Origin of the sequence: Mesorhizobium shangrilense (assembly GCF_040537815.1) — a bacterium.
GTDB lineage: Bacteria > Pseudomonadota > Alphaproteobacteria > Rhizobiales > Rhizobiaceae > Mesorhizobium > Mesorhizobium shangrilense.
On record NZ_JBEWSZ010000002.1, the window covers coordinates 278,923 to 291,829 of the forward strand.

The 12,907-nt window shown below is 63.5% G+C and carries 10 protein-coding genes; 3 read left to right on the forward strand and 7 right to left on the reverse strand.

Translation table 11 applies throughout. The annotated features are described in order from the left end of the window. Positions 1-83: 83 nt before the first annotated feature. From ABVQ20_RS25975 to ABVQ20_RS26000, 6 genes are all read right to left on the reverse strand, one after another. Positions 84-1,529 (reverse strand): homospermidine synthase, encoded by a 1,446-nt coding sequence (locus tag ABVQ20_RS25975; protein WP_354462517.1) that lies wholly within the window; start codon positions 1,527-1,529, stop codon positions 84-86. Positions 1,530-1,656: 127 nt separating this feature from the next. After that, positions 1,657-2,598: a heme-dependent oxidative N-demethylase family protein gene (locus tag ABVQ20_RS25980; protein WP_354462518.1), complete on the reverse strand. Its 942-nt coding sequence runs from the start codon at positions 2,596-2,598 to the stop codon at positions 1,657-1,659. A 66-nt stretch (positions 2,599-2,664) separates the two neighbouring features. Continuing rightward, positions 2,665-3,327 (reverse strand): aminotransferase class IV family protein, encoded by a 663-nt coding sequence (locus tag ABVQ20_RS25985; protein ID WP_354462519.1) that lies wholly within the window; start codon positions 3,325-3,327, stop codon positions 2,665-2,667. After that, positions 3,276-4,421 carry an aminodeoxychorismate synthase component I gene (locus ABVQ20_RS25990; RefSeq protein ID WP_354462520.1) on the reverse strand — a complete coding sequence of 382 codons (1,146 nt, stop codon included), beginning with the start codon at positions 4,419-4,421 and terminating at the stop codon, positions 3,276-3,278. The genes ABVQ20_RS25985 and ABVQ20_RS25990 overlap by 52 nt, the downstream gene beginning before the upstream one ends. Before the next feature lie 184 nt (positions 4,422-4,605). Continuing rightward, positions 4,606-5,400: a helix-hairpin-helix domain-containing protein gene (locus ABVQ20_RS25995; RefSeq protein WP_354462521.1), complete on the reverse strand. Its 795-nt coding sequence runs from the start codon at positions 5,398-5,400 to the stop codon at positions 4,606-4,608. Between the two features lie 424 nt (positions 5,401-5,824). Beyond that, on the reverse strand, positions 5,825-7,663 hold the full coding sequence (locus tag ABVQ20_RS26000; RefSeq protein ID WP_354462522.1) for a M3 family oligoendopeptidase: 1,839 nt from the start codon (positions 7,661-7,663) through the stop codon (positions 5,825-5,827). A 157-nt stretch (positions 7,664-7,820) separates the two neighbouring features. Between ABVQ20_RS26000 and ABVQ20_RS26005 the strand changes: the two genes are divergently transcribed. The 3 genes from ABVQ20_RS26005 (at position 7,821) to ABVQ20_RS26015 (ending at position 12,115) form a co-directional block, all read left to right on the forward strand. Beyond that, entirely contained in the window at positions 7,821-9,362 is a 1,542-nt protein-coding gene (locus ABVQ20_RS26005; protein WP_354462523.1) for a sigma-54-dependent transcriptional regulator, read from the forward strand. A gap of 504 nt (positions 9,363-9,866) precedes the next feature. Then, on the forward strand, positions 9,867-11,741 hold the full coding sequence (locus ABVQ20_RS26010) for a peptidoglycan L,D-endopeptidase MepK (protein WP_354462524.1): 1,875 nt from the start codon (positions 9,867-9,869) through the stop codon (positions 11,739-11,741). 182 nt (positions 11,742-11,923) lie between these two features. Continuing rightward, entirely contained in the window at positions 11,924-12,115 is a 192-nt protein-coding gene (locus ABVQ20_RS26015; protein WP_354462525.1) for a hypothetical protein, read from the forward strand. A gap of 102 nt (positions 12,116-12,217) precedes the next feature. Here ABVQ20_RS26015 and ABVQ20_RS26020 read toward each other — a convergent pair whose 3' ends face one another. Then, complete coding sequence (locus ABVQ20_RS26020) at positions 12,218-12,856, reverse strand: 2-dehydro-3-deoxy-phosphogluconate aldolase (protein WP_354462526.1); 639 nt, start codon at positions 12,854-12,856, stop codon at positions 12,218-12,220. Positions 12,857-12,907: the final 51 nt, after the last annotated feature.

Consider the following 12,907-nt stretch of genomic DNA (forward strand, 5'->3'; position numbering starts at 1 on the left):
TAAAATCCTCTCGTATGTCCGCCACCCTTCAATCACCCGATTTCCGGGTGATTGCAAGGCGGTGAGGCATACTGGCAAGGGTGCTATCGAACCAGGATGTTGCGGAATTGCCACGGATCGTTTTCGTCCAGGTCTTCCGGGAACAGACCGGGACGATTGTCCAGCGGCGTCCAGTCCGTGTAGTAGCCCTTGACCGGGCCGAGATAGGGCGACTGCACTTCCAGGCAGCGTTTGTAGTCCATCTCGTCGGCCTCGACGATGCCCGCCTCGGGATTTTCCAGCGCCCAGACCATGCCGGACAGCACCGCCGAGGTGACCTGCATGCCGGTGGCGTTCTGGTAGGGCGCCAGCTTGCGGGCCTCGCCAAGCGACAGCTGCGAGCCGTACCAGTAGGCGTTCTTGTCGTGGCCGTAGAGCAGCACACCGAGTTCGTCGACGCCGTCGACCAGCTCGTTCTCGTCGAGCACATGGTAAGCCGCCTGCGGCTTGCCGGCGGCGCCGAAGATCTCGTGCATCGACAGCACGGCGTCGTTGCAGGGATGGTAGGCATAGTGGCAGGTGGGGCGGTAATGCACCTTGCCCTTCTTGCCGCGCACGGTGAAGAAATCGGCGATCGAGATCGCTTCATTGTGCGTTACCAGGAAGCCGTACTGCGGGCCAGGCGTCGGGCACCAGCTGCGCACGCGCGTGTTGGCGCCGGGCTGCTCCAGATAGATCGCGGCCTTTGAACCATGCTTGTGCTTCTTGGCGTTCTTCGGCATCCACTTCTCATGTGTGCCCCAGCCGAGTTCGGCCGGCTGCATGCCTTCCGAAACGAAGCCTTCGACCGACCACGTGTTCCAGAACACGTTCATCGGCTTCGGCTTCTTGGTGCGCTGCGTGTCGCGCTCTGCGATGTGGATGCCCTTGACGCCGGCCTTCTTCATCAGCTTGGCCCAGCCTTCGCGGTCGTCCTGCGCGGGTTCCCAGAACTCAAGGTCAAGATCGGTGGCTAGGTTCACCAGCGCCTGCTTCACGAGCCAGGAGACCATGCCGGGATTGGCGCCGCAGGTGGAGATCGCGGTTGAGCCGCCGGGGTTGTCGTGCCTTTCCTTGAGCAATGACTCGCGCAGCGCATAGTTGGTGCGGCTGGCATTGTCGGCCTCGGTGTCGAAATAGAAGCCGAGCCACGGCTCGATGACAGTGTCGATATAGAGCACGCCGAGCTTGCGGCAGAGATGCATCAGGTCCACCGAGCCGGTGTCGACCGACAGGTTGACGCAAAAGCCCTGGCCGCCGCCATTGGTCAGCAGTGGCGTCAGCAGCTTCTTGTAATTCTTCTCGGTCACCGCTTCCTGGACGAAGGCGATGCCGCGTTCGTCCAGCAGCTTGCGGTCGGTGTCGCGCGGGTCGATGACGGTCATCCGCGACTTGTCGAACTTGAAATGGCGTTCGATGAGCGGCAGCGTTCCCCGGCCGATCGAGCCGAAGCCGATCATCACCACGGGGCCGCTGATTTCACCGTAAACAGGCCAGTTTTCATTCGCCATTTTATAGAGCACTCCTTCAAAGCCCGCAGGACCGGGCAAACACGCGCAAAAACCGGGCATTTGCCCGGCGACCCTGCGCTACATCACAGATCATTGTCACAAACCAGCGAAAAGCGCCAACCAGCGGCTAGGCGTCGCTGGCCATGTGGTTAAGGAGTGCGACCAGCCGGTCGCGATCGGACGTCATGCCCTTGTAGTCGAGCTGGGCGAGATCGAGGGCTTCCAGCTGTGCCGCAAAGGATGTTGCAAGCGCTTTCCTGTCGGGGTGACCAGCCAGCACCCGCAAAGGGTCGATATGGATGCGGATGGTGAACAGGATATCGCGGGAGGCGGGGAGTTTGCGCAGCGTCTGCCGCTCGACGCGGATGAAGGCGTGGGCGTTGATGTCGCCGTCCGGGAATCTCGAGGGTCGGTTGGTGGCGCGGTCGATGCGCTGGATGTCGGAGAGCGGGTGGTAGAGCGCGTCATCCGACTGGATCGACCAGTTGTAACGCTCCACGGCCTGGCCCTGGAGGCCGTCGAACATGCGGTTGATCAGCTCCGCCGGACGCGTGCCCGGACCGAAGCCCGGCACCGGCGCGTGGATCTCCTGCAGCGGTCGGCCGAACTTCTCGATCAGCGACCATGAAGAGGGAAAGCACAGCGAGCCGGCGACGAGCCGCCAGCCGCTCTCGCCACGGCGCATCAGGATCAGATCTTCCTGGACGAGAAGGGATGCCGCGACGAGAGGAGCATCATTGAACCCGCCAGCGCCAATGCCGCTGCCCGAATCCGCGCCAACCAACTCGATGCCTTCGCCGGTGCGGCGATGGGTTTGCGGGAAGTGCGTCGGCAGATACTCCGCAAGCAGGCCGAGCACCTCACGCTGGGCATCGCGTGTGCCATCCTCCTCGACAAAGATCCGCTCGGGGATCTCCGCGTAAAGCCGGCGTTTCTCTGCAAGGTAGGGCAGCAGATGGTCGTCGACCTCGATCCATCTGTCGGGGTCGAGCGGCTTCAGCCCGATGGTGAACAGTTTCGAGGAACCGTCATAGGGCGTGTGGGTGGGCACGGCCTGGCGCTGGTTCATGTTTGTGCGCCGGCATTTGCCGCGATGTATCGTCCCTTGGTCAGAACGGTCTCCTTCCGACCTGCGTCAGGCCAGCCTTGCGGGCATCAGGCCACGCAGCGAATTGCCGACGAAGATTGCCTTGGCGGATCTCAGTTTGTCCCATGTGTAAACGGCTTCATGGGCACGGCCTTCATCCAGCAGTTCACCGCGCAATACGCCAGGCAGCAGGCCGCAATCGATCCGGGGCGTCGCCAGCGTGCCGTCGCCGAAATCGGCGAAGATGTTGGTGATCGTGCCCTCGCAGACCTCGCCGCGCTCGTTGGCCAGCACAACCTCGTCGGCCTGGCTGATGAGGAATTCGGCGCGCGCCCGCTGGTAGGCATCGCGCCGGCTGGTCTTGTGACGCAGCAGCGCGTCGGCTGAATCGAGCCGCGTGCGTGCAAGCTGCAGCCGCCAGACCTTGTCGGCTACGGATTGTTCATAAGGCTGTGCCGAGGCCGCGACATGGCCGCCATCGGACAGGACAAGGCGCAGGCGCATCGCCGCCCTGGCGCCGTCGACAGCCTGTTTCAAGGCGTCCGCGATCTTGACCGGGTCAAACGCGAAGTCCAGCTCCGTTGCCGAAGCATGGAGACGTGCGAGATGGCGGTGGAGGCGCAGGAAGCCGGAACCCGGCTGCCAACGCATGGTTTCGATCAGCTCGAAGCCGGCTTTGTTCCCGTCGCGAAGCGCGCCTTGAGCAGACACTCCTGATACTCCTCCTCAGCCGTCGAATCAAAGACGACGCCGCCGCCGACATTGTAGACGGCCTCGCCGCTGGAGAAGAGCGAGATGGTGCGGATCGCCACGGAAAAGCGCATCGTGCCCCCTGGCGCGATCCAGCCTGTGGCGCCGCAATAAACGTCTCGCGGCGTCCCTTCAAGACCGTGCAGGATTTCCATGGCGCGAATTTTTGGCGCGCCGGTGATCGAGCCGCAGGGAAACAGCGCCGCGAAGATACGGCGAATGGTGAGATCAGGCAGCAATTTCGCTCGCACGTCGCTGACCATCTGGTGGACGGTCGGATAGCTCTCGATGCGAAACAGCGCAGGCACTTCCAGAGTGCCGACCTCGCTGATCAGCGAGATATCGTTGCGCAGGAGATCGACGATCATCCGGTTCTCGGCCTGGTTCTTCTCGTCGTTGCGCAGGAACTCCTTCATCCGCTGGTCTTCCGCCGGGGTCACGCCGCGCGGTGCGGTGCCCTTCATCGGATGCGTCTCGATCATGCCCGTGGCGTCGATCTCGAAGAAGAGTTCGGGTGAGCGCGACAGCACTATGGGATCACCGAGCGTGATCAAGGCGCCGTATTTGACGGGCTGACGCTCGGTCAGCGCGTCGAAGGCGGCGAGCGGATCGCCCGACCATTGCGCATGGATCGGAAAGGTGAGGTTGGCCTGATAGCAGTCGCCCTCGCGGATGTGCCGATGGAGCCGGGAGAAGCGCTTTTCATAGTCCGCCGGCGACCATGTCGCCCTGGCGTCGAAGATCGGCCCGTTGGTGGGGGCTGCCGCGGATGGAACGACGAGCTCTTCGACCGGAGCATCGAAGACGCCGAGGCAGACAAGCGGGGCGCGACGTTCGCCTGGCAGCAGCGGAACGAGCTTTGGTTCGAGCAGGTAGCCGGCTTCGTAGGAGACATAGCCGGCCAGCCATTTGCCGGCGTCGTGGGCGGCCTGTGCGGCCTGGAATGCGGGTTCGAAATCCTCCGGTCCATGCGCCACGATGATGTCGGCCGGGCGGTCGAAGACCAGCTGGCGCGCGCTCTCATCATTGCGGAATATCGCGGAGGGCAGGGACATGGGACTCGGGTGCTGCAGTCGATGACGACGTCGACCGCTCTATATGGGGACCCGTTCCGGTGCAATCGAGGGAGCGGCGTCGGAAGACGCAAAGGCGGCCTCGCGGCAGATGCCAACCGGCGACACCCTGGCGGCGACACCCAAGGGGGCGCCGCCAGGCTGTCGGTTGATGCCGGAAGGCCGGTCAGGTGTTGCTGGAGGTTCCCGCCGAAGGGAAGCGGCGGGCGAATTCCTTTTCGTCGCCGGCTGCGAGCAGTTTCGCCTGCTCGACCCAGTGCTCGCGCTCGACGCGACCACCGAACTGCAGCGCATGTTCGATCCGCTCGATGTCGGCGGGCGTCCATGCGGCGATCTGGGCGAAGGTCGTGACACCTTGCCCCTTGAGCAGTTTTTCGTTGACCGGGCCGATGCCGATCAGACGGCGCAGATTGTCGGGCTTGCTCGTCGTGGCGGCCTTGGCAGGCGCGGGTGCCGCCTTCTTGGCTGCGGGTGCAGGCTTTGCCGCTGCCGGCTTCGGTGCGGCCGCTTTCGGCGCGCTTGCCTTCGACGCGGCGGCTGCTGGCGCGGCCTTTGCGGCTGCGGGCTTGGCTGCCGGTTTCGCCGGGGCGGGCTTTGCAGGAGCAGGCTTGGCAGGCGCGGTTTTGGCAGGCGCGGTTTTGGCTGGTGCCGGGCTCGACATCACAGCCGCTGGCGCCTGGCTTGCCGCCTTTGCAGGCCCCGTGCTTGCCGTGGCGGACGTGCTGGCCGCGGGGGCGGCCTGCGCCTCACGCAGGCGACGCTCAAGGTCGGCGCGGGTCTTGCCGCATGCATCCAGTTCGCCGGTCAGCCGGTCACTGTCGGCGCGCAGCCTGTCGCGTTCGCTGCGCGTTCGATCGAGATCTCCACGCAAGCTGTCGAGTTCGCCGCGCAAACGCCCCCAGATGAACCAGCCCACCAACACACCTACCAGGAACGCCACGAGCCAATAGAAAATTCCCATTTTCTCTCTCCAGTCGGATCCGTCCGCCGTGGCATGGAGTCATGACGTTTCGGCGAAGGACCATTCGATGGTGGTTCCACGGTTCGTGGAACTGCCGGCTTCGATCGAGCTGTCGGGGATCGGCTTAGCTTGCCATAGCCGACGGCCATTGTCGCGTCTGCCGGAACGCCACGGTCGGCGAAGATATCCTCGGCCCGATCCGCTTGTGCTCCGGCTGAGCTTGAGGGCGGAGGCTATCATACAGCTTGCGGAAAGCTATCGGAAAACGTTCGGGCAGAGTTATTCAAGAACAAATATTTAGGACAAGAATAGACGGATTCCCAACATGCATTCCGGCTAAGCTGTTCTGCCGATCCTGCCTGCAAGCAAGGTGTACGGGATGTATTCGAGCATCGCCCACTGATGCCGGTTGTCGGCGCCTGCGCTAACGGTCCAGCGCTTCGAGTTCGTCGATCAGGCCACTGATGACACCAAGGCCAATCTGCCAGAAGGCCGGGTCGGTGGCATCAAGGCCGAAGGGCGCCAGCAGCTGCGAATGATGCTTGGTGCCGCCGGCGCGCAGCATCTCGAAATACTTGTCCTGGAAGCCGCGCTCGGCGTTCTGGTAGACCGCGTAGAGCGAGTTCACCAGGCAGTCACCGAAGGCATAGGCATAGACGTAAAAAGGCGAATGGATGAAGTGCGGGATATAGGTCCAGAAGACCTCGTAGCCCTCGCGCAACCTGATCGCCGGTCCGAGGCTTTCCGCCTGCACCTCCAGCCAGAACTGGCCGAGCTTGTCGGAGGTCAGTTCGCCGTTCTTGCGTTCGGCGTGCACCTTGCGCTCGAATTCGTAGAAGGCGATCTGGCGCACGACCGTATTGATCATGTCCTCGACCTTCTGGGCGAGCATCGCCTTGCGCTCGCGCTTGTCGGTGGTCTGGTCGAGCAGCGAGCGGAAGGTCAGCATCTCGCCGAAAACCGATGCCGTCTCGGCCAGTGTCAGCGGGGTCGAGGCCATCAGCGCGCCCTGGCCGGCGGCCAGCACCTGGTGCACGCCGTGGCCGAGCTCGTGGGCCAGCGTCATCACATCGCGCGGCTTGCCCATGTAGTTCAGCAGCACGTAGGGATGCGCCGACGGCACGGTCGGATGGGCGAAGGCGCCGGGCGACTTGCCCGGACGTACCGGTGCGTCGATCCAGTTGCGGTCAAAGAAGGTCCGCGCAATCTCCGCCATGTCGGGTGAGAAGCGCTGATAGGCCGACAACACCGTGTCCCTGGCTTGGTCCCAACCGATCACGGCCTGCGGGGTCTCGGGCAGCGGGGCGTTGCGGTCCCAGTGGTTCATCACCTCCATGCCGAGCCAGCGCGCCTTCATCGCATAGTAGCGGTGCGACAGGCGCGGATAGGCCTCGCGCACCGCGAGCGCCAATGCGTCCACGACGCTGCGCTCGACGCGGTTGGCGAGATGGCGTGAATCGGCGATATCCTTGAAACCACGCCAGCGGTCGGAAATCTCCTTGTCCTTGGCCAGCGTGTTGGTGATCAGCGTGAAGGTGCGCAGGTTCTTGCGGAAGGTCGCGGCCAGCGCCTCGGAGGCCCTGCGACGCACCTCGCCATCGGCGTCCTGCAGGCGGTTCAGCGCCGGCTCGAGCGTCGTCTCCTCGCCGTCGATCTCGAAACGCAGGTCGGTCATCGTCTCGTCGAACAGGCGATTCCAGGCGCCGCGCCCGGTGATCGACTTCTCGTGGAAGAGCTGCTCGACGCGGTCCTCAAGCTGATAGGGCTTGTCCATGCGCAGGTCGAGCACCCATGGCCGGTAGTGGCCGAAAACAGGGTCGGCGGCGAGCGCGCTCTCGATCACGGCATCGTCGATCATGTTCAGTTCGAGCGCGAAGAACAGAAGATGCGCGCTGGCGTCGGTCATCTTCTCCTGGATGTCGCCATAGAGCTTGGCGCGCTGCGGATCGGCCGTGTTCCCGGCATAGACCAGTCCGGCATAGGAGACGATGCGACCGATCAGTTCCTCCAGCGCCTCATAGGCCTTGAGCGCCTCACCCAGCCTGCCTTCGCCGCCGCGTGCGGCCTCGGCCGCGAGCGTGCCTTTCCAGCGGCTCTCGAAGCTGGTCGCGTCCGTGGCGGCTCTCGCGATGTCGCGCTTCAGCTCCGGCGCATCCATGCCGGGGTAGAGATCGTTGAGGTTCCACTCCGGCAGATTGCCAAGCTCCGCCGCACCCTGACCGGATGCCGATGGCGCAAGTTGCCGAGCCGAAACCATATGCATCGCCGATACCTTCCAGAATCAAGATTTAAAAGGAGGAACAGGAAGCCGGTCAAATCCTAAGGAATTCGTTCACCGGGTTTTTTGAAACCTTATTTAGAACCCTGTGCCAAGATGATCCACAGGGCGAATTTCCTCGGGCGGGCGTTGTTCATCAGTCATGACAGGTTCCATACTCATAGTCGATGACGATCCCGTGCAGCGCCGGCTGCTCGAGGCCGCGGTGACGAAATTCGGCCACACGGCGATCGTCGCGGACGGCGGCGAGGCCGGTCTCGATATGCTCGACGGTCCCGGCGCGCGCGACGTGTCAGTGGTCATCCTCGATCTCGTCATGCCCGGCCTCGACGGCATCGGCGTGCTGAAGGCCATGCGCGAGCGCGGCATCCATATCCCTGTCATCGTGCAGACATCCCAAGGTGGCATCGACACCGTCGTTTCGGCCATGCGCCACGGCGCCTTTGACTTCGTCGTCAAGCCGGCCTCTCCCGACAAGCTGCAGGCATCGATCGGCAATGCGCTCAAGGTCGAGGCGATCGAGGGCGAGGTGCGGCGCACATCGCGCCGCAAGGGCGGTCATCTGAGCTTCAAGGACATGATCACGCAGAGCCCGGCGATGGACCGCGTGATCCGTCTTGGCCAGAAGGCGGCCGCGTCCAACATCCCGATCCTGATCGAGGGTGAATCGGGCGTCGGCAAGGAACTGGTCGCGCGGGCCATCCAGGGCACTGGCGATCGGCGCTCGAAACCCTTCGTCACCGTCAACTGCGGCGCCATTCCCGACAATCTGGTCGAGTCCATCCTGTTCGGTCACGAGAAGGGTTCGTTCACCGGCGCCACCGAAAAACACACCGGAAAATTCGTCGAGGCGCATTCGGGAACGCTGTTCCTCGACGAGATCGGCGACCTGCCGCTCGACGTACAGGTCAAGCTGTTGCGCGCCGTGCAGGATGGCGAGGTCGATCCGGTCGGCGGACGCTCGACCGTCCGCGTCGACATCAGGCTGATCTCGGCGACGCACCGCAACCTGTTGCAGCAGGTCAAGGACGGCAAGTTCCGCGAGGACCTGTTCTACCGTCTCAACGTCTATCCGATCTTCGTGCCGCCGCTGCGCGACCGGCGCGACGACATCCCCTACCTTGTCGAGCATTTCATGGAGAAGGTGGCGCCAGCGGACACGCGCCACCGGCTTACCGGCATTTCGGCTGGCGCGCTTGCCATGCTGCGAGCCTATGACTGGCCAGGAAACATAAGGCAGTTGGAAAACGCCGTCTTCCGCGCTTCGGTGCTCTGCGACGGCGACGTGCTGACCGAGGAGGAGTTCCCGCAGATCCGGGCGCAGGTCAGCGGCACGGTCAACCTCGACGCACTGGGTGCGCAGCCGCAGCCCCCATTGCCGCCGGACACGCATGCGGGTGAAGACAACGCAAGGCAAGGCGAGGGGATCGCCATGCCCGGTCCGGATACGCAGGTCAGGCTCCAGCCCCGCTTCGGCACGCTGCGCGCGCTGGACGAGCGCGGCAATGTGCGCGCGCTTGCCGATGTCGAACTCGAAATGATCAAGCTCGCCATCGATCACTACAACGGCCAGATGAGCGAAGTCGCCCGCCGTCTCGGCATCGGCCGCTCCACGCTGTACCGGAAGCTCAAGGAATACGGCATCGACCCGGAAACGGGTCGCGTCGAGCGGCTGGCATCCTAGAGCAGTTCACCGTTTCACGGAAACGCAGAACCGCTCTATCTCTTCGTTTTAACGCAATTCCCAAGGGAAAACGCGATGCGTTTTTCCCGGGAGAACCGTTTCACACTTTTCCTGGAATTTCTCTAGACGCAAGGTCTGGTCCAGCTTCCCGTCATAGTGTCGGTGCCATGGACCAGTCCTTCGGGATGGTCCCCAGCGCCCTGACATGCGTGCACGGCGCTGTTCACGCATTTAAGGCAAACCGTAATAGATCGTGTATCGATTAACGACCGAATCGTGATCTAAACCAGTGGTTTACCAAGAAGCGCTGTACACAATTTTTGACGGGATATCGCCACGGTGTTACCGCATTTCGGCTTCAATAAGTGATGATTAACCATTAGGGTTGATATTCGGATGCGATCCTGACGCATCTGTTTGGGGAAATCCGGGGACAGAAGACAGCCTGCAAGGCCTTTTGATTTGAACAGAATCGAACGACACACAAACGGGCGATCCTACCGTATGCGCGTCTGGCCGAGATGGCTGGCAGCTATGGTTGTTGCCTTCGGGTTCCTTGCCGCAGCCGCGACCGGTGCCAGCGCTGAAACACGCTCGCTCAAGCTTTACCACCTGCACACACACGAAAAGGCGGAGATCGTCTACAAGCGCAATGGCCGCTACGATCCCGAAGGTCTCAGGAAGATCAACATCATCCTGCGCGACTGGCGCCGCAACGAGCCGACCAAGATGGATCCGCGCCTGCTGGATCTGGTCTGGGAAGCCTACCGTGAAAGCGGCGCGACCGACTACATCCAGGTCGTCTGCGGCTACCGCTCGCCGTCCACGAACTCGATGCTGCGCAGCCGCAGCAGGGGCGTTGCCGAGAAGAGCCAGCATATGCTGGGCAAGGCGATGGACTTCTACATTCCCGGCGTGCCGCTGAAGAAGCTGCGCAACATCGGCCTCAAGATGCAGGGCGGTGGCGTCGGCTACTACCCGACCTCCGGCTCCCCCTTCGTCCACATGGATGTCGGCAATGTGCGCCACTGGCCCGGCATCAGCCGCCAGGAGCTGGTGAGCGTGTTCCCCAATGGCAAGACGCTGCATGTGCCAAGCGACGGCAGGCCGCTGCCTGGCTATGAACAGGCGCTCGCCGCCTACAAGTCGCGCGTCGGTTCCGGCGCTCCCGCCATCGAGATGGCCAGTGCAGGCGGCGGCACCAAGAAATCCCGCGGTTTGCTGGCCACCCTCTTCGGTGGCGGTTCCGATGAGGCCGACGACAGCGCCGATGTCGCGTCCGACGAGCCCGCTCCCGCGCCCAGGACGGCGAAGCCGGCGCCAGCCGCCAAGAGCACCTTGCCGGGCATAGCCATCGTGGCGCCGCAGGATGCCAAGCGCGCCGAGGTTCCGCAGATTGCCGACGCTTCGGCTTCGGAGCCGGAGCAGGACACGCCGGAGACGATCATCGCGGCGCTGCCGGCCCGCGATATTCCCGTTCCTGACTTTGCGCCGCGTCCGAAGGCCGATGTCGGTGCCCAGCAGCCCGAGAAGGTGCCGTTCGCTGTGGCCGATGCGTCCGCCACGACGGAGCGCAGTATCGCGACAGCGCAAGCGCCGGCAAATGTTCCTTTTGGCACGGCGGATCAGTCGGATGCGCCTGATCCGACGCAGGTCGCGGTCAACAACGTACCGCTGCCAACCTGGCGCCCCGAGCGCGCGCCTGCTGCCACCGCGGCTGATGTGACGCCGCCGAGCAAGGATGTGCTGCTGGCGCTCGCCGATACGGCCGAGCAGGGCAGGACTGCCACCGACGCGTTCTCCGTGCTGCCGACCGCGCGGCCGGACACAGGCCGGAAGGACGAGGTCAAGGCCGTTCTCGAACAGGTCGATGCGCAGCCGGCAACAATGACGGCTTCCTCGGTGTCCAAGGCACCCGGCGTCGCGACGCCTGCCGTGAAGGATGCATACTATCAGGTCGCTTCGCTGTCCGAGCCCCGCTCGGCCTTCAACGACCCGGACGGTGTCGATGCCGCATCGCCCCGACAGGCGATCGTTGCACGCCCCGCCGGTACGGATCCGGTCGCGGCGATCGGCGCCGGCGTGAAGACGACGCGCAAGGAGTCACGGGCCACCGCGCGCGACCAGAAGCCTGGACCGAAGGCCCTCGTGGTTGCCGCCGCGCCGCAGGCCGCCCGCTGGGCGCTGGGCAGCGGCGAGACCATCACCACCGTTTCCAGTTCGACGACGGCGCCGGGCTATGCCTACAATATCGTGCATACGGCACCGAGCGAGGTCTACACGGCCGGTTTCCAGGCGGACAACCAGATGGCTGACGCCAACCGGTTCTCCGGCAACGCCGTAAAATTCCTTTCGGTCGCCCGCTTCCAGACCAAGTAAGGGCCGGACCGACAGATCAGCAGCCGCGCCCGGAAACCGGCGCGGCTCATTTCTTCAAGTTCATCGTACATCTTCCGGCAGTGATTGCTGACAACATCACGCATCGCTGACATTGCCGTGATGATGGAACGCCCTGTCGTGTCGCGGGTTCTGTCCTCGTTCGTTCAAACCCGGGGAAATCCATGAAGAAGATACTATTGGCGTCGCTTATTTCGGTTGCGGCAGCTGCGGCGGCCATCGGTCCCACTCAGGCCGATACGATGGTCGTCAATCGCCATGACCATATGCATATGAGAAAGCATTGCCACACCAAGATGATCACGCATTGGCGTCACCATCACAAGGTTGTCGAACAGGTCAGAGTTTGTAACTGATCGCTTCGAAGTCGGTTCAACAAGACCCGGTCGACGCAAGTCGGCCGGGTTTTTCGCTACATCGACGCGCTGAAAGATGATGCGCGCGAGATGGGTAAAAAGCTACTTTGCGAGCTTGCTCGCGGCGCGCGCCAGCGCTTCGATCTCGTCCCATTTTCCCGCTTTCACCATGTCGTCAGGCGCGACCCAGGAGCCGCCGACGCAGATGACGTTGGGCAAGCTGAGATAGTCGGCCGCGTTCTTGCCGGTGATGCCGCCGGTCGGGCAGAATTTCACATCGGCCAGCGGCGAGGCAAATGCCTTGAGCGAGGCGATACCGCCCGACTGTTCGGCGGGGAAGAATTTCAGGAAACGCAAGCCGGCTTCCCGTGCGGCCATGATCTCGCCGGGCGTGATGGCGCCGGGCAGCAGCGGAACGTCGCTATCCCCAGCCGCCGCCAGAAGCTCGCGGGTGATGCCGGGGCTGACGATGAACCTTGAGCCGGCGCTTGCGGCCTCGTCGAACTGACGGGCGTCCAGAATAGTGCCCGCGCCGACGATGGCCTCCTCGACCTCGCCCGCCACCCGACGGATCGCTTCCAACGCATCAGCGGTGCGAAGCGTGATCTCGATCGCCGGCAGGCCGCCGCGGGCCAGCGCGCGGGCCAGCGGCACCGCGTCGGCGACATCAGCGATCTTCAGCACCGGGATCACCGGTTGGCCGTTGAGGAGCGACAGGAGTTTTTCGGTCTTGGCTTGCACTTGGTTTCTCCACGTCTACTGTTAATTCAACCGATTAGCAGACGGGTGTTT

Excerpts from the sequence above, each read along its gene's own strand:
- ABVQ20_RS25975 (WP_354462517.1), bottom strand. The coding sequence starts at position 1,529 with ATGGCGAATGAAAACTGGCCTGTTTACGGTGAAATCAGCGGCCCCGTG.
- ABVQ20_RS25980 (WP_354462518.1), bottom strand. The coding sequence starts at position 2,598 with ATGAACCAGCGCCAGGCCGTGCCCACCCACACGCCCTATGACGGTTCC.
- ABVQ20_RS25990 (WP_354462520.1), bottom strand. The coding sequence starts at position 4,421 with ATGTCCCTGCCCTCCGCGATATTCCGCAATGATGAGAGCGCGCGCCAG.
- ABVQ20_RS25995 (WP_354462521.1), bottom strand. The coding sequence starts at position 5,400 with ATGGGAATTTTCTATTGGCTCGTGGCGTTCCTGGTAGGTGTGTTGGTG.
- ABVQ20_RS26000 (WP_354462522.1), bottom strand. The coding sequence starts at position 7,663 with ATGCATATGGTTTCGGCTCGGCAACTTGCGCCATCGGCATCCGGTCAG.
- ABVQ20_RS26005 (WP_354462523.1), top strand. The coding sequence starts at position 7,821 with ATGACAGGTTCCATACTCATAGTCGATGACGATCCCGTGCAGCGCCGG.
- ABVQ20_RS26010 (WP_354462524.1), top strand. The coding sequence starts at position 9,867 with ATGCGCGTCTGGCCGAGATGGCTGGCAGCTATGGTTGTTGCCTTCGGG.
- ABVQ20_RS26015 (WP_354462525.1), top strand. The coding sequence starts at position 11,924 with ATGAAGAAGATACTATTGGCGTCGCTTATTTCGGTTGCGGCAGCTGCG.